Below are 15,367 nucleotides of genomic sequence, written 5' to 3' on the forward strand. Positions count from 1 at the left end.
GCTGTACTGATTGCATTGACCTGCGTTGCGCTGACCGCTTGCGGCGGCGACGACAATTCCTCGCCCGCGGCGTCCGGCGGTTCGGGGGCGAGCAACAACGGCGGCGGAACGGGCGGCGGCACGCCGACCACGGGCGCACCCGACGGCAATACGGGTTCACCGACCGCCTCGAACGTCGAGTGCGATCCGGTTTACCAGCAGGGCGATACCGTGCAACTGCATATGTATACGCAAGCGACGTCGCAGAGCCCGTCGGTCGACAACGGCGTGTACACGCGGACTTACGCGCCGGCGACGTTCAACGGCGTGGCGCTCACGCAGCAGGCCGAAACCACGACAGGCTCGCCGATTCAGACCAATCACTACTACCTCGTCGGCAACGGTGTGCGCACGAACTACGGCGGCGAGGTCTACAGCGGCGGCACGCTTGCGTTGCGGGACGTGAACTCGCCGCCCTATGTCGAGACGATCGGCCTCGCGGGAAGCGAAACGGCGAATTACGTGGATACGCCGGTCTATCCGGCAGGCGGCGCGCAAACGTCCGTCTCGATCCAGCGGACGTACGTCGCGCGCGAAACGGTCAGTCTCCGCAACGGCAAGGTCTTTGCGAATGCCTGCCACTATCACACGACGGAGAGCTTCACCAACCCGGCGTTGACGAGCAAGACGATCGCGGACGACTGGCTCGCGCCGGGTGTCGGCCTGGTCAAGTCGGTCGCCGACGTGGGCGGCACGCAGATCATCACGCGCGAACTGGAAGCGGCGACGGTGGGCGGTAAGTCGTACTGAGTATGCATGGGAGGCGCGCCGGTATCGATCGCGTGTCCATGGCGGTTGATGACCTGCTGCATGGCGGCATGCAGCAGGTCGAGTCGTCAGGCAGGCGGCTGCCTGATTCGCCGATTTCCCCGAGCGTGGCGACGCGCTCTGCTGTCCGCCGTTGAGAATACCGGCAGCCTTCCTCCTCGTCCGATCGCAAGTCAGTTAGAGGCAGTGTCACGGAAATTTCCGCGAGGGGCTCACGCACAGCCGCGCACGTACCGGTCGTACCCGACGATTCCCGGTTTGAGCACGCCGTGCTCGTCCCAGTCGTCCCAACCCGGAAACTGCAGCGGCCTGTCTGTCCGCCAGTTCGTGAGCCGGCGCGCGAGAGCGTCGCGATGCGCGGCCAGTTCGGCCGCCAGCGCCGCATCGTCCTGATACACGTAACCGCCGCGCGCGTCCTGCACGCCATGCGCGAGCACCGGCGACAGTACGTCGTATCCCATGTAATGCAGCGAGTAATGAATCGGCCACAGCAGCAGGCCGATGTCGCCGCTGCGCCCGCCCGGGCCGAACGTCGCGGCCGGCGCACCGGTCGTGACCGAGCAGAGTGCACGCCGGCCGCGGAAGTGGCCGCGATCGTAGCGGCGGCTGCCCGTGTACAGGCCGCCGTTCACGAACACGCGATCGAACCAGCCCTTCAGCATCGCGGGCGCCGCATGCCACCAGATCGGAAACTGGAAAACCACGAGGTCCGCCTGCTCGAGGCGGGCGATTTCGCGGCGCACGTCGGCGGGCAACGTGGCATGTGCGCTGGCGTGGCGCTGTTCGACCAGCGCCGAGAACACCTCGGTATTGGCGCGGCACGGGTAGTGACGCGGCGCCTCGACCGGATCGAATCCGTCCGCGTAGAGATCCGACACGGCGACGTCGTGGCCGAGTGCGCGCATCGTCCGCACGGCGGTGTCGCGCAGGGCGGCGTTGAACGAGCGCGGTTCGGGATGGCAATGAACGATCAGCGTATGCATCGGCGGCATTCCTCGTGACGTGTCGGTGAAGGCGGCTTGCGTCGGTATTTGCCTGATACGGTACGCGTTGCGAGAATGAACGGGAACTGGCCAGTTTCGCAAACGAGGTTTGCATGAATGAACAGCGGCTGTCATGGGACGACCTGCAGCTCGTGCTGGCGGTGGCGCAAGCCGGCTCGCTCGCGGGCGCGGCGCGGCGGCTTGGCATCAGCCACGCGACGGTATTTCGCCGCCTGGCGGCAATCGAAGCCGAATGGCGCGTCAAGTTGTTCGAGCGGACCCGTGCCGGCTATGCGCCGACGCCCGCCGGCGAGGACGCCGCCGCTGCCGCCGAGCGGATCCAGGACGAGGTGCACGGCGTCGAGCGGCGCGTGGCCGGCCGCGACGTGCGGCCATCGGGCACCGTGCGCGTGACGACCACCGACACGTTGCTGTCGGGCTTTCTGTCGCCGGTGTTCGCCGCGTTCCGGCGCGCCTGCCCCGAAATCACGGTGGAAGTGTCGGTGTCGAATGCGGTCTTCGACCTGTCGAAGCGCGAGGCCGACGTCGCGATCCGTCCGTCATCGTCGCCGCCTGAAACGCTGATCGGCCGCCGGGTCGGCACGATCGCGCAGGCCATCTACGCAACGCGCGAGTGGCGCGATCGTGCCGACGATCTCGCGTGGGTCGGCCCGGACCGGCGGATGGGTTACCGGCCGCTCGAGCGATGGATGCATGCGCACGGAGTCGATGCACGCTGCGGATATCGGGTCGATACGCTGCTCGGCCTGTTCGCCGCGGCGCGTGCCGGTATCGGCGCGGCCGTGTTGCCGTGCTACCTGGCCGACGGCGAGTGCGATCTGGTGCGGCTGGGCGGCCGGATCGACGAACTGGCGACCGACCTGTGGCTGCTGACGCATCCGGACCTGCGCGACACCGCGCGGATTCGCGCGTTCTCGTCGTTCGTCGCGACGTCGGTCGAGGCGTTGCGCGCGCGTCTCGCCGGTGACGAGCATCGTTGACGGACCCACGGTCCGGACGCGCGGGCATCCGTCGATCGGCGCTTGGCGCAAGTCACGACCGGGATTCGACGGCCAGCAGGGCGAGCAGTCGGTCCAGATCGGTGCGGGCATCGAGCGCCCGCAGGGCGTCGAGCGCGTGTCGTGCACGCTTGTCCGACAGACGCCCCGCGACGTTGTGCTCATGACGCGAAGGCGGACCGGCCAAATTGGACCGGCACCTGATCGCAGCCCCGCAAACACCCGGCAACGACACCCGCCGCTAGCGCGTCTGACCGGTCTTGAAGTCGTGGACGAAGAGGCCCGGCCGGCGGCTGTCGAACACGGCCTGAATCTCGCAACTGGTGTTCGCCTGCTTGTTGCAGGCCGCCTGAGCGGCCGCTCGCGCACGCGCCGCCGAGGTTTCGGAGGTCGCGCTGATTTCTCCGCCATTCAGCCGGTAGGCGAGAATGACGCCGTTGCCGGTGAGCGCATTGCTCTTGCACGCGGTCCTGGTGGCGTCGCTGCAGGCCTTGATGGCAGCGTTGTTTGCATCCTCGAGTTTGCGATACCCGCTCGCGACATAAAGCTTTCCGTCGTCTCCCGCCGCATCGGTAGCCCACGCGGAGACCGCATAGAATTTGCGGACCGAGACATCGGGCGAACGCCGGCTGCCCAGGGCAATCGTGGCAAACACCTCGCATGGCAAGAGCTGGTGTGCCGAGCAGTCGGCCATCGTCTGTTTGCTTTGAGCGCCGCCGTTGCCGTCCCAACCCATGGCAAAAGAACCATACCGGTCACGGACGATCGTGACCGAGGAATTCCACCACGTGCCGGCGAGTTCGCAGCCCTTGCCCATCACGGCGTTGCAGGCGGCCACTGCCGCGAGCGCGGCGTCATTGCGATAGACAAAATTGCCGACGACCCAAATGTCGGCGGCATCCTGATGCCAGGCAACGGCGGTATATCGTGTGTTCGACGGCGTTTCGGCTTCGTAGCGAAGCCACCCGTCACCGTGTTCGGGCTCCTTTCTGCCGGAAGAGCGGGAGGGCGCCGAATCGCTATCGTCGGGCGCGCATAGCGGGCTCGGCGCGACGCCGGGACCACCTTGCGTCATGCCCACGACCCGCTCGCCGGGACCGGGCCCCCCGCACGGATAGGTCTGCGCGAACGCCTGCGTCGGCAACGAGAGTCCGGCGAGCGCAACCGCCGCAATAGAAAGGAGTCCATTCGTTTTCATTGTCGATGCTTCCTCTGCGCAATGTTTTTGAAGAATCGGTGCGTTATATCACTTCGCGGCATCGAAGTTTATTGTGGTAAATTTCCGGTTGATTTTGCAGTTCTTAACAATCGACGATGATGCATTCACGATAGGATTGACCGCAACTTCATGGTCGAATGAAATTTCAAAATGAGGCGGCCGCTTATGTCTCGCATCCAACTGTTAATGGGCTGGTCGGCCGTGACGCTCGTCGCGGTAGCGGGCGAGGCGATGGCCGACCAGTCATCGGCCCGCTCCGCGACCGCTCCCTCTCCCCCGACGTTCTTCGTTTGCAGCGGCACGTTCAGCTCCGGGTCGGGCATGGCCGGCTCTTCGACGGAGAAGGACGGCAAGCCGACGTGTTTCTTTGAAGCGGACTCCGCAGCCGAGTCCAGGGCGCAAAAGGAATGCGGGCAGAACGCGGTGTGTGACATCTCGGCGACGACCTACATGAAGGGAAACAACCGCATTGTCGAAAAGGTGCTGGCGGTCACGCGGCTCAGCGGGCCGGTCGACGCGGAGCCGGCCCGAGCGGCGTCGGACAAGGCGCCGTTGCTCGACCCGTCGGTCTGTCCCGCCAGCGAACTCGGCGCGTTCGTCAAGGCGTTTTCCGGCAGGATTTCGATCCAGGCGCGGTTTACCCGCTGGCCTCTCGCCGTCACCGATATCGATGCCGCCGCCCGGCCGGAGCCCAAACCGGTGACCAGACACGTCACCGAGCAGAAGGCGTCCTACCCGCTGATGATGGATATCGAGCGTGCCAGGCGGGAAGGAAAGGTCGTTCGCGTCACTCAGGACGACAAGACGACCGGCCATGTCGAATATGCCGGATCGGACAACGGCCACAAGATTCGCTATCGCTTCCAGCGGTCGGGATCGTGCTGGCAGCTCGTGGCGATCGACGACCAGTCGTTGTAGCCGTTCGTGAAGCGGTGGACGTTCTTGCGGTATTGAGAGAGGCCTCGATCGATGAAGCTTTGTTGCGCGCTCCTGCTATGTCTGGCCATGCTTGCCTGCAAGCCGGCCGGATCGAAATGCGCGGCAAGTCTCGCGCTGTACAGGACGCAGGTGGACGGCGCGCTTGCGGACAAAACCATCGATCAGCCCGTCTATGACGATCAGCAGCGGTATATCGCGAAAGCCGAGAAAATTTGTGCGTCGGGCGACGATGAAGCCGCCGTCACGGCGCTTTTCGATGCAGCCATGGCGCTGAACGTCGGCGCAGACGACGCCTACGCACGCTCGCTCAAAAAGGAAGGCGATCCGGCCGCGGCGCGCGTCGAGAGCAAACGATGAAGCAGACGGTCCTTGCCGTCCTGATCGGCGCGTGCGCCGGTCTGATTGCGTTCGTGGCGGCAGTGAACGACAGCCGGCGCAGCAGGCAAAAGCAGGCGGCAGCACGCAACCCGCGACCGGCCGCGTCACCGTCGCTGGATTTTCAGTACTTTCCCGGCGAGCCGAAAGGCTATGCGGGATATACCGATCACGTTTCGATGCAGCAGACCGTCAACGATGATCTTGCCGAGCGCGATGCCGACTGGCAATTCAGCAGCATCGGGTTCGCGAAGGGATTCCTGCGTACGGTGCTGCTCCGAGCCGATCGCTCGCAAAGCGAGCCCGGCATTTTCCGCATGGCAGGCGTGAGCAGAGACGATGCGATGACGATCGAGTGGATCGCGCGGATGCAAACGGAGGGAATCGACAACGCACCTCCTTCGACATCGAATTTGAAGTCGATCGTCGATGGGATTGCGTCCGACATTTCGTCGACCGGGCCGCGTCGCTCGAAGTTCGGGCGTAGCACCGGGGGTGACGACCGCGAAGGGGTGGAACACGACGAAATTCCTGCCGAGCGATTGCGTGAACTCACGGAGCTCATGCGCGATGCGGAACGCAGAGGCGAGTCGCGGGCGGCCGATGCCCGGATCGTGCCGCCGGAATCGAGTGGTTGACGAAGGGGCGACGCCGGCATCCGAGGCTGCCAGACACATTTTTCGTCCGTTATTGCGCTCGACGGCGTGGCGCGCGTTCGTTCAACCTCGTCCATATCGCCTGGTTCGGTTGCCACCCCACGACACGCCGATCCGACCGATTCGGTGCTACGGACACGTTGTGCGTCGAATCGCCCGCGAGATACCCGTTGCAACGACGGGGCCTAAGCGCGCCGCACGGATTCCGTACTGAAACCCTTCGCATCCCACCGCGCTTGCCAAACGCCGGCTGGCGAATCTTTCACTGTCGATCGAGCGCGTTGCCTGCATGTCCGACATCGCGTTTCAAGGGCCAGATTGCCGTGCCCGCCCGTGACGGCGTGGGCCGACGGCGCACGCGCGGCGCAAACATAAACGAAATGTGATCCCTTGCCGCCGCAAAATTTTGCACAATGACGGCAGCGCGGCCTTCCGCCGCGCTTCGCGCCGGCCGTGATCGCCGCCCGACAACCGTGACCGAGCTCCGCTCCGACGTACCGCCGCCCACCGCCATGGACCACCCGAAACGCATCCTGATCGTCGAGGACGACGCCGACATCGCCGACGTGCTGAGCCTGCACCTACGCGACGAGCGCTACGAGGTCGTGCACAGCGCGGACGGCGCCGAAGGGTTGCGCCTGCTCGAACAGGGCGGCTGGGACGCGCTGATCCTCGACCTGATGCTGCCGGGCGTCGACGGCCTCGAAATCTGCCGCCGCGCGCGGGCGATGACGCGCTACACGCCGATCATCATCACGAGCGCCCGGTCGAGCGAGGTGCACCGGATCCTCGGCCTCGAACTCGGCGCCGACGACTACCTCGCGAAGCCGTTCTCGGTGCTCGAACTCGTCGCGCGCGTGAAGGCGCTGCTGCGGCGCGTCGATGCGCTCGCGCGCGATTCGCGGATCGACGCGGGCACGCTCGACGTCGCGGGGCTCGCGATCGACCCGATCGCGCGCGAGGCGAGCGTCGACGGCGCGCGCATCGACCTCACGCCGCGCGAATTCGACCTGCTGTATTTCTTCGCGCGGCATCCGGGCAAGGTGTTCTCGCGGATGGACCTGCTGAACGCCGTGTGGGGCTATCGGCACGAAGGCTACGAACACACGGTCAACACCCACATCAACCGGCTGCGCGCGAAGATCGAGGCCGATCCGGCCGAGCCCGTGCGGATCCTCACCGTGTGGGGACGCGGCTACAAGCTCGCCGCGCCGGACGCATGATGAAGCTCACGCTCACGCGGCGGCTGTCGCTCGTGTTCTCGATCCTGCTGCTCGCGTGCTCGGGCGCGTCGGCATGGCTGCAGATCCGCGCGAACGACATGCGCGAGAAGGAAGTCGTGCAGGCGCTGTCGCGCGATCTGGCCGCCAACATCGCCGGCAGCGCGCCGCTGATGGACGCGAACGGGCTGCGTCCCGATGCCGTGCGCACGCTGTTCGGGCAGTTGATGGGCGTGAACCCGAGCGTCGAGGTGTACCTGCTCGACAACGCCGGGCGCATCAAGGGCGACGATGCGCCGCCGGGCCACGTGAAGCGCGACCGCGTCGATCTCGCGCCCGTGCAGCGCTTCATCGCGGGCCAGCCGCTGCCGATTCTCGGCGACGATCCGCGCAGCCCGGACGCGCGCAAGGTGTTCAGCGCCGCGCCGCTGCAGCGCGCGGGGCAGCCGCCGTCGGGCTACATCTACGTGGTGCTGCTCGGCGAGGCACATGACCGGCTCGCCGCGCGCGTCGATGCCGGTAACGTGCTGCGCACGACGCTGTGGTCGATGGCGATCGTCGCGCTGCTCGGGTTGCTGGCGGGCCTCGTCGCATTCGGCTTCATCACGCGCCCGCTGCGCCGGCTGACGGCCGCGATGCGCGACTTCGACGCGAACGCCGCGCCCGGCGCGCCTGACGCGCCGCCGCCGGTGCTGCGCTTGCCGCCGGGCCGCCGCGGCGACGACATCGCGGTGCTCGAATCCGCGTTCGCGCAGATGGCCGACCGGATCGGCGAGCAGTGGCGCGCGTTGACGCGCCAGGACCAACAGCGGCGCGAACTGATCACGAACATCTCGCACGACCTGCGCACGCCGCTCACGTCGCTGCACGGTTATCTGGAGACGCTGTCGCTGAAGGCCGACACGCTGGCCGAGCCCGAGCGGCGGCGCTACCTGTCGATCGCGCTCGCGCAGAGCGCGAAGGTCGGGCGGCTCGCGCAGGCGCTGTTCGAGCTGGCGCGGCTCGAATCGGGCGGCGTGCAGGCCGAGCGCGAGCCGTTCTCGCTCGTCGATCTCGTGCAGGACGTGTTCCAGAAATTCGAGCTGGCCGCGCAATCGCGCGGCGTCGCGCTGCATGCGCGGATTCCGCCGCGCGTACCGGCCGTGTCGGCCGATCTCGGGATGATCGAGCGCGTGCTGACCAACCTGCTCGACAACGCGCTGCGGCACACGCCTTCGCACGGCGAGGTCGAGATCGCGCTGGAACCGCAGGGCGACCGCGTGGTCGTGACCGTGTCGGATACCGGCGAAGGGATTCCGGCGGCGCGGCGCGAAGGGTTGTTCCAGCGGCCGCAGCGGCCGATGAGCGGCGGCACGGCGACGAGCGGCGGGCTCGGCCTGTTGATCGTGCACCGGATGCTGGCGCTCAACGGCAGCGGCATCCGGCTCGTCGACCGGCCCGGGCGCGGCGCGGTGTTCGAGTTTGCGCTGGCGGTCGCGTCGCCGGCGGCGGGCGACGTACGCTGACCTGCGATCGGCGGCGTTATCGGCCGCGCTTGCGCCGCACGTCGCTCGGCGTCGTGCCGGTCCAGCGCTTGAACGCGTGGCGGAATCCCACGGCATCGCTGAAGCCGAGCGTCAGCGCGATGTCCTCGGTGCTGAGCGTGGTCGTGCCGAGGTAGTCGATCGCGAGCGCCTTGCGCACGCTCGTCAGCAGTTCGCTGTACGACGTGCCTTCGGCTTCGAGCTTGCGGCGCAACGTGCGCGAGGTCATGCACAGGCTTTCGGCGATCGCGTCGATGTCCGGGAATTGTCCCGGCGTGCGGGTGAGTTCTTCGTATACGCGTCGCGTGATACCCGATCGGCTGCGCAATTCGTCGAGCAACTGCGCGCAGTGCGACGACACCTGCGCGGCGGTGATCGGATTCGCGAGCTGCGGCGCGCGCGCGAGCCAGGCCGCCGGATAGCTGAGCACGTGATGCGGCTGGTCGAACGCGATCGGGCATTCGAGCGCGTCGGCCAGCAGCGCCCCATGCGGCGGCCGCGGCTGCGCGAACTGCGCGCGCGCGGGCACGCACCATCCGCCCATCACGTCCTTGATGATCGTCACGTGCAGCGCGAACTGCATGTCGATCAGGAAACGGTACAACGGCTCGTCGAGATCGGGCAGCGCGACTTCGTGGCGGTCCGGAAACAGCCACGACGCGGTGTCGCCGTGTTCGACCCACCGGATCGGCAGCATCCCGTTCGCGAGCCGATGATATTTGACGGCCGCATCGAACGCGCGCGCGAGCGATTCCGAGCACAGCATCGCGTAGCCGTACATGCCGTAGCTCGACGCGCGCAGCAGGCGGCCGACGCGCACGCCGAGGTCGGTGCCGTCGTACCGGTCGACCGCGTTGCGCGCGGCCGTGAGGAACTGCAGCGGCGACGTGAGCGTGAACGGGTCCGCGACATCGGCCGGCGCGAGGCCGGTGCCGGCGAGCACCGTCGCCGGGTCGAGGCCGGCTTGCGCGGCCACGTCGACCAGCACGGCCAGCTTGGCCGGCGTGAAGCGCTGCTCGCGCAACGCGTGGGCGGCGTCGGCGTCGGGCAGCCGCGGGGGACGGGCGTCCGTCGGTTTCAACAGCGCACTGCGCGACATGGCGGGATCCTGCGTCCGAATCGATATCGTTGACGGCTTGCCATTCTGCGCGGGAACGATTCCGTTCGCCACAGGGTTCACCCTGACGTGCCGACGGGACGGCCCGACCGGACGGGCGTTCGCCGTGCGAAGCGACGTGGGCACGTGCATGCGCGTGTCCGTTTCGATCATGTTTTCGGCCGGCCGGATCATTTGCAAAGCGCGTCGCGCGGGCGATAGTCGCCGCTCAGGCGGCGGCCCGCGTCCTTCCGGCGTGCAGGCCGCCGTGCGAACGGCGCGCATGCCGGCGTGCCGTCCCCCGAGGAGCGAGACATGACGAACAGACACTGGACCGGGTCGTACGGCTCGATCCCCGCCGAGATCGACGCCGATCGCCATCCTTCCGTCAGCGCGCTGCTGGACGACGCGATGCGCCGCTTCGCCGACCGTCCGGCGTTCCATGCGTTCGGCCGCACGCTCGCCTATGCCGACGTCGACCGCCTGTCGACCGCGCTGGCCGCGTATCTGCAGCAGGTCGTCGGCGTGCGCAAGGGCGATCGGGTGGCCGTGATGCTGCCCAACGTGCTGGCGTTTCCGGTCGTGTTCGTCGCCGTCGCGAAGATCGGCGCGGTCCAGGTCAACGTGAATCCGCACTACACCGCGCGCGAGCTCGAGCATCAGCTCAACGACGCAGGAGTCGAGGCGGCGATCGTCTGCGGCGGGTCGATGGGCACGTTCGCGGAGGTGGTCGGCGGCACGCGCGTGCGCACCGTGCTGAGCGTGGGGCCCGAGGATCTCGGCGTCGTCGATGCGCCGGCCGGCACGTGCGACGCACTGCCGCCCGGTTCGACCGCGCTCGCGCACGCGATCGCCGCCGGCGAATCGCTCGCGTGCGAGCCGGTTGCGTTGAGCGGCGCGGACCTGTTGCTGCTGCAATACACGGGCGGCACGACCGGCCTGTCGAAGGGCGCGGCGCTGTCGCATCGCAACCTCGTCGCGAACATCGCGCAGTTCGCGGCGATCGTGCCGGATGCGCGCCAGCCGGGCGAAGAGGTCGTCGTCACGGCGATCCCGCTGTATCACATCTTCGCGCTGACGGTGAACTTCCTGTCCTACTTCGCGATCGGCGCGCAGAACTGGCTCGTCGCGAATCCGCGCGACATGGACGGGTTCGTCGACGTGCTGAAGACCGCGCGGCCGACGGTGTTCGTCGGCGTGAACACGCTGTACGCGGGGCTTGCCGGCCATCCGCGCCTGAAGGAGGTCGACTGGTCGCGGCTGAAGCTGTCGGCCGGCGGCGGCGCGGCGGTGATCGACGTGATCTCGTCGCGCTGGAAGGCGGTAACCGGCAATTTCATCCGCGAGGGCTACGGGCTGTCGGAAACGTCGCCAGTCGTGTCGTTCAACCCGCAGTCGATCGACCGGTTCACGGGCACCACGGGCCTGCCGCTGCCGTCGACCGACGTGAAGCTGCTCGACGAGCAGGATCGCGAGGTGGCGATCGGCGAAGCGGGCGAGATCTGCGTGAAGGGGCCGCAGGTGATGAGCGGCTACTGGCAGAAGCCGGACGCGAATGCGGCGGCGTTCACGGCGGACGGCTATTTCCGCACCGGCGACGTCGGCGTGTTCGACGCGGCCGGCTTCCTGCGGATCGTCGACCGCAAGAAGGACATGATCATCGTGTCGGGCTTCAACGTGTATCCGAACGAGGTGGAAGCGGTGGCGACCGCGCTGCCGGGCGTGGCCGAATGCGCGTGCATCGGCGTGCCGGACCCGCGCACGGGCGAGGCCGTCAAGCTGTTCGTGGTGCTGGCGCCGGACGCCGACGTGACGGAAGCGCAACTCGTCGCGCATTGCCGCGCGAGCCTGGCCGCGTACAAGGTGCCGAAGCGGGTTCGATTCGTCGACCGGTTGCCGAAGTCGACGGTCGGCAAGATCCTGCGCCGCGAACTCAGCCGCACCGACTGACGAGGGCGACGCGTCGCGCGGCCGCGGCTGCGCGGCCCGGTGCGCGGAAAGCCACGAAGGCGGCGCGCGGGCCGCTCAAGTACAATGCGCTCGGTTCGATCGACGGGGACGCGATGACCGGCTCAGATCCACTTTCCGCCCGGCCCGGGCGTGCGCTGCCGTCGCCGAGCGCGACGGTGCCGATCTCGCTCGTCAACGGCTTTCTCGCGAGCGCGGGCGTGCAGCGCGACGTGGTCGAACGCTACCTGCGCGGCGCCGGCATCCCGATCGAGCTGCTCGGCGAGCCGCACGCGCGCGTGACGGAGGAACAGTTCTCGACGCTGTACCGCACGCTCGCGATCGATCTCGACGACGAGATGCCCGGCATTTTCTCGCGCCCGCTGCGCGGCGGCACGCTGAAGTATCTGTGCCTGAGCCTGCTCGATGCGCGCAACCTCGAAACGGCGCTGCATCGTTTCGGGCAATTCTTTCATATCCTGCTCGACGACTTCTTCGTCGAATCGAAGCGCGACGATCTCGTCGCGCAGGTGCTGCTGCGCCCGAACGAGGCCATCGGGCCGATCGGCGCGCTCGGCCAGGAACTGATGCTCAAGCTCGTGCACGGCGTGTGCTCCTGGCTGATCGGGCAGAAGATCCCGCTGCTGCAGATCGAGTTCGCGTGCCCGCGGCCCCGCCACGCGGTCGATCACCTGTACTTCTTCACCGGCGCGGTGCAGTTCGACCGCGAGCGCACGCTGATGCGCTTCAGCGCCGATTACCTCGACGCGCCGATCCGGCAGAGCAAGCGCAACCTGCGCAAATTCCTCGCGCGCGCGCCCGGCGACTGGATCTTCGAATCGTTCAGCGAACAGCTCGTGTGCCATCGGGTGCGGCAATACCTGTCGGCGGCGCTGCCGGATCTGCCCGTGATCGACCAGGCGGCCGAGCACCTGCATTGTTCGGTGCGGACGCTGAGCCGCCATCTGGCCGCCGAAGGGACGACGTTCCAGGTGCTGAAGGACGAGCTGCGGCGCGATATCGCGATCCAGCGGCTGACCGATACGCCCGACACGATCGCCGCGATCGGCGCGGATATCGGCTTCGACGACCCGAGCGCGTTTCATCGCGCGTTCCGGCACTGGACCGGCAGTACGCCGGGGACGTATCGGCGCCGGGCGTGATGCGGGCGCGGGGTTGAGCGTCGCGGATTCGCGCGTGCACGGATTCAATCCCATAACCGGCTCCTTTTGTGGTTTTCACGGCCGGTTTTTGAGCGGACACTCCCATAACCGGCTTCCTTCGTCGGGCGAGCCGGGCAGGCGCGAGTGCCGCCGGTCGTTTCCTGTTAGCGCGCATCACCGCGATTGCCGATACCGCCGGGCCGGGCGCCGACGCCCGTCCGGCGGGCGTTCGCCGCCGGGGAGGTGGTGTCCGCCGGCACGCGACGTGGCCGGTTTTGTCACCATGTGGGCCGGATATGACAATGGGAATCCGGATGCCCGGCGTTAGGATGGCCCATCGCGTCGCCCGGCTTGGCCGGTTTTGCCGTATCGGACCCCGTGGCGCCCCCTATTCACCGCCTGATTGGAACATCGACCATGAGCTATAACGCCCCCGTCAAGGACATGCTGTTCGTGCTGAAGGAACTCGCGGGTATCGACGCCATTGCGCAGTTGCCGGGCTTCGAGGATGCGGGTTACGACACGGCGCAGGCCGTGCTGGACGAGTCCGCGAAATTCTGCGGCGAGGTGCTGGCGCCGCTGAACGTCGAAGGCGACCGCAACCCCAGCAGCTGGAAGGACGGCGTCGTGACCGCGACCCCGGGCTTCGGCGACGCGTTCCGTCAGTTCGTCGAAGGCGGCTGGCAGGGGCTGCAGCATCCGGCCGAATACGACGGCCAGGGGCTGCCGAAGCTGATCGCGACGCCGTGCATCGAGATGCTGAACGCGTCGAACCTGTCGTTCGCCTTGTGCCCGCTGCTCACCGACGGCGCGATCGAGGCGCTGCTGACGGCCGGCACCGACGAGCAGAAGCAGCGTTACGTGCCGAAGCTGATCTCGGGCGAATGGACCGGCACGATGAACCTGACCGAGCCGCAAGCCGGTTCGGATCTCGCGCTGGTGCGCTCGCGCGCCGAGCCGCAGGGCGACGGCACGTACAAGGTGTTCGGCACGAAGATCTTCATCACGTGGGGCGAGCACGACATGGCGGACAACATCGTCCACCTGGTGCTGGCGCGCACGCCGAACGCGCCGGAAGGCGTGAAGGGCATCTCGCTGTTCATCGTGCCGAAGTTCCTGGTCAACGACGACGGCTCGCTCGGCGCGCGCAACGACGTGCATTGCGTGTCGATCGAACACAAGCTCGGGATCAAGGCGAGCCCGACGGCGGTGCTGCAATACGGCGATCACGGCGGCGCGATCGGCTATCTCGTGGGCGAGGAGAACCGTGGCCTCGAATACATGTTCATCATGATGAACGCGGCGCGCTTCGGCGTCGGGATGCAAGGGATCGGCGTGGCCGACCGCGCGTACCGGAAGGCGGCCGAATTCGCGAAGGAACGCGTGCAGAGCCGTCCGGTGGACGGCTCGGCCAAGCAGTCGGTGACGATCATCCATCACCCGGACGTACGCCGGATGCTCGGCACGATGCGTGCGCTGACCGAAGGCGCGCGGGCGCTCGCGTATGTGGCTGCCGCGCACAGCGACATCGCCCATCGCCATCCGGACGACGCGACGCGCGCGCGTCATCAGGCCATCTACGAATACCTGGTGCCGGTGGTGAAGGGCTGGAGCACGGAGATGGTGAACGACGTCGCGAGCCTGGGCGTGCAGGTGCACGGCGGGATGGGCTTCATCGAGGAGACGGGCGCGGCACAGTACTACCGCGACGCGCGGATCCTGGCGATCTACGAAGGGACGACCGCGATTCAGGCGAACGACCTGGTCGGCCGCAAGACGATGCGCGACGGCGGCGCGGTGGCGAAGGCGCTGATTGCGGAGATCGGCGACACGGTCGCGGCGCTCGGCAAGATCGACGGCGCGGCGGCCGCTTCGATGAAGGCGCAGCTGGAGAAGGGGGCGCGCGCGTTGTCGGCGGTGGTCGACTACGTGCTGGCGAACACGAAGCAGGACCCGAACGCGGTGTTCGCGGGCAGCGTGCCGTACCTGAAGCTGGCGGGCGTCGTGCTGTGCGGCTGGCAGATGGCGCGCGCGCTGGTGGCCGCGCACGCGAACCGCGCGAACGACGTCGCGTTCTTCGACGCGAAGATCGCGATCGCGCAATGCTATGCGGAGCACGTGCTGGTGCAGGCGGGCGCGCTCGAAGCGTCGATCGTCGGCGCGAAGGGCAACGAGAGCGTGCTCGCGTTGACGGAAGACCAGTTCTGACCGGCTGACGGTCGGGATGCAGCAGGAGGAGACAGGATTTTGACCACACAGGACTTGCTCGCGCAATACGGCCCGCGCGAATCGATGGAATACGACGTCGTGATCGTCGGCGGCGGCCCGGCCGGGCTGTCGGCTGCGATCCGGCTCAAGCAGCTGGCCGCCGAGAAAGGCACCGAGATCGGCGTGTGCGTGCTCGAGAAGGGTTCCGAGAT

At 67.5% G+C, this 15,367-nt stretch carries 14 protein-coding genes; 11 read left to right on the forward strand and 3 right to left on the reverse strand.

All coding sequences use genetic code 11. The annotated features are described in order from the left end of the window. The first annotated feature begins 6 nt into the window (after nucleotides 1-6). Nucleotides 7-789 carry a hypothetical protein gene (locus WS96_RS15280; protein WP_082720265.1) on the forward strand — a complete coding sequence of 261 codons (783 nt, stop codon included), beginning with the start codon at nucleotides 7-9 and terminating at the stop codon, nucleotides 787-789. 230 nt (nucleotides 790-1,019) lie between these two features. Here the strand turns inward: WS96_RS15280 and WS96_RS15285 are convergent, their stop codons facing one another. Then, nucleotides 1,020-1,790, reverse strand: coding sequence for an NAD(P)H-dependent oxidoreductase (locus WS96_RS15285; protein WP_059833517.1), 771 nt, complete (start codon nucleotides 1,788-1,790; stop codon nucleotides 1,020-1,022). A gap of 113 nt (nucleotides 1,791-1,903) precedes the next feature. Between WS96_RS15285 and WS96_RS15290 the strand changes: the two genes are divergently transcribed. Next, a complete protein-coding gene (locus tag WS96_RS15290) occupies nucleotides 1,904-2,791 on the forward strand; it encodes a LysR family transcriptional regulator (protein WP_059833502.1) in 888 nt (295 codons plus the stop codon). Nucleotides 2,792-3,050: 259 nt separating this feature from the next. Here WS96_RS15290 and WS96_RS15295 read toward each other — a convergent pair whose 3' ends face one another. Then, the gene (locus WS96_RS15295) at nucleotides 3,051-4,007 is read right to left on the reverse strand and encodes a DUF4189 domain-containing protein (protein ID WP_059833504.1); all 957 of its coding nucleotides are present in this window, start codon (nucleotides 4,005-4,007) and stop codon (nucleotides 3,051-3,053) included. Nucleotides 4,008-4,193: 186 nt separating this feature from the next. Between WS96_RS15295 and WS96_RS15300 the strand changes: the two genes are divergently transcribed. The 5 genes from WS96_RS15300 to WS96_RS15320 all read left to right on the forward strand — a co-directional run bounded on the left by WS96_RS15300 (nucleotide 4,194) and on the right by WS96_RS15320 (nucleotide 8,723). Further along, nucleotides 4,194-4,946, forward strand: coding sequence for a hypothetical protein (locus WS96_RS15300; RefSeq protein WP_059833506.1), 753 nt, complete (start codon nucleotides 4,194-4,196; stop codon nucleotides 4,944-4,946). Nucleotides 4,947-5,033: 87 nt separating this feature from the next. Next, a complete protein-coding gene (locus tag WS96_RS15305; protein WP_059833507.1) occupies nucleotides 5,034-5,324 on the forward strand; it encodes a hypothetical protein in 291 nt (96 codons plus the stop codon). Beyond that, nucleotides 5,321-5,980 (forward strand): hypothetical protein, encoded by a 660-nt coding sequence (locus WS96_RS15310; protein ID WP_059833509.1) that lies wholly within the window; start codon nucleotides 5,321-5,323, stop codon nucleotides 5,978-5,980. The genes WS96_RS15305 and WS96_RS15310 overlap by 4 nt, the downstream gene beginning before the upstream one ends. 530 nt (nucleotides 5,981-6,510) lie before the next feature. Next, the gene (locus WS96_RS15315; protein WP_059833511.1) at nucleotides 6,511-7,221 is read left to right on the forward strand and encodes a response regulator transcription factor; all 711 of its coding nucleotides are present in this window, start codon (nucleotides 6,511-6,513) and stop codon (nucleotides 7,219-7,221) included. Continuing rightward, nucleotides 7,221-8,723: a sensor histidine kinase gene (locus WS96_RS15320; protein WP_059833519.1), complete on the forward strand. Its 1,503-nt coding sequence runs from the start codon at nucleotides 7,221-7,223 to the stop codon at nucleotides 8,721-8,723. The genes WS96_RS15315 and WS96_RS15320 overlap by 1 nt, the downstream gene beginning before the upstream one ends. A 16-nt stretch (nucleotides 8,724-8,739) precedes the next feature. Here the strand turns inward: WS96_RS15320 and WS96_RS15325 are convergent, their stop codons facing one another. Next, on the reverse strand, nucleotides 8,740-9,840 hold the full coding sequence (locus WS96_RS15325; RefSeq protein WP_059833521.1) for an AraC family transcriptional regulator: 1,101 nt from the start codon (nucleotides 9,838-9,840) through the stop codon (nucleotides 8,740-8,742). Between the two features lie 312 nt (nucleotides 9,841-10,152). On the opposite strand from WS96_RS15325, the gene WS96_RS15330 reads away from it, so the two are divergent. The 4 genes from WS96_RS15330 to WS96_RS33685 all read left to right on the forward strand — a co-directional run. Then, nucleotides 10,153-11,787: an AMP-binding protein gene (locus WS96_RS15330; protein ID WP_059833513.1), complete on the forward strand. Its 1,635-nt coding sequence runs from the start codon at nucleotides 10,153-10,155 to the stop codon at nucleotides 11,785-11,787. A gap of 98 nt (nucleotides 11,788-11,885) precedes the next feature. Then, entirely contained in the window at nucleotides 11,886-12,947 is a 1,062-nt protein-coding gene (locus tag WS96_RS15335; protein WP_156443639.1) for an AraC family transcriptional regulator, read from the forward strand. Between the two features lie 417 nt (nucleotides 12,948-13,364). Next, nucleotides 13,365-15,155 carry an acyl-CoA dehydrogenase gene (locus WS96_RS15340; RefSeq protein ID WP_059833515.1) on the forward strand — a complete coding sequence of 597 codons (1,791 nt, stop codon included), beginning with the start codon at nucleotides 13,365-13,367 and terminating at the stop codon, nucleotides 15,153-15,155. A gap of 39 nt (nucleotides 15,156-15,194) precedes the next feature. After that, nucleotides 15,195-15,367, forward strand: a 173-nt coding sequence (locus WS96_RS33685) for an FAD-dependent oxidoreductase (RefSeq protein WP_124631911.1), incomplete at its 3' end; no start/stop codon positions are given.

The sequence above is a fragment of the Burkholderia sp. MSMB1835 genome (genome assembly GCF_001526365.1).
GTDB lineage: Bacteria > Pseudomonadota > Gammaproteobacteria > Burkholderiales > Burkholderiaceae > Burkholderia.

What these genes read in the sequence shown, in the direction of transcription:
- WS96_RS15285 (WP_059833517.1), bottom strand. Translation starts at nt 1,790, where the DNA reads ATGCATACGCTGATCGTTCATTGCCATCCCGAACCGCGCTCGTTCAAC.
- WS96_RS15305 (WP_059833507.1), top strand. Translation starts at nt 5,034, where the DNA reads ATGCTTGCCTGCAAGCCGGCCGGATCGAAATGCGCGGCAAGTCTCGCG.
- WS96_RS15340 (WP_059833515.1), top strand. Translation starts at nt 13,365, where the DNA reads ATGAGCTATAACGCCCCCGTCAAGGACATGCTGTTCGTGCTGAAGGAA.
- WS96_RS15320 (WP_059833519.1), top strand. Translation starts at nt 7,221, where the DNA reads ATGAAGCTCACGCTCACGCGGCGGCTGTCGCTCGTGTTCTCGATCCTG.
- WS96_RS15300 (WP_059833506.1), top strand. Translation starts at nt 4,194, where the DNA reads ATGTCTCGCATCCAACTGTTAATGGGCTGGTCGGCCGTGACGCTCGTC.
- WS96_RS15330 (WP_059833513.1), top strand. Translation starts at nt 10,153, where the DNA reads ATGACGAACAGACACTGGACCGGGTCGTACGGCTCGATCCCCGCCGAG.
- WS96_RS15315 (WP_059833511.1), top strand. Translation starts at nt 6,511, where the DNA reads ATGGACCACCCGAAACGCATCCTGATCGTCGAGGACGACGCCGACATC.
- WS96_RS15325 (WP_059833521.1), bottom strand. Translation starts at nt 9,840, where the DNA reads ATGTCGCGCAGTGCGCTGTTGAAACCGACGGACGCCCGTCCCCCGCGG.
- WS96_RS15295 (WP_059833504.1), bottom strand. Translation starts at nt 4,007, where the DNA reads ATGAAAACGAATGGACTCCTTTCTATTGCGGCGGTTGCGCTCGCCGGA.
- WS96_RS15310 (WP_059833509.1), top strand. Translation starts at nt 5,321, where the DNA reads ATGAAGCAGACGGTCCTTGCCGTCCTGATCGGCGCGTGCGCCGGTCTG.
- WS96_RS15290 (WP_059833502.1), top strand. Translation starts at nt 1,904, where the DNA reads ATGAATGAACAGCGGCTGTCATGGGACGACCTGCAGCTCGTGCTGGCG.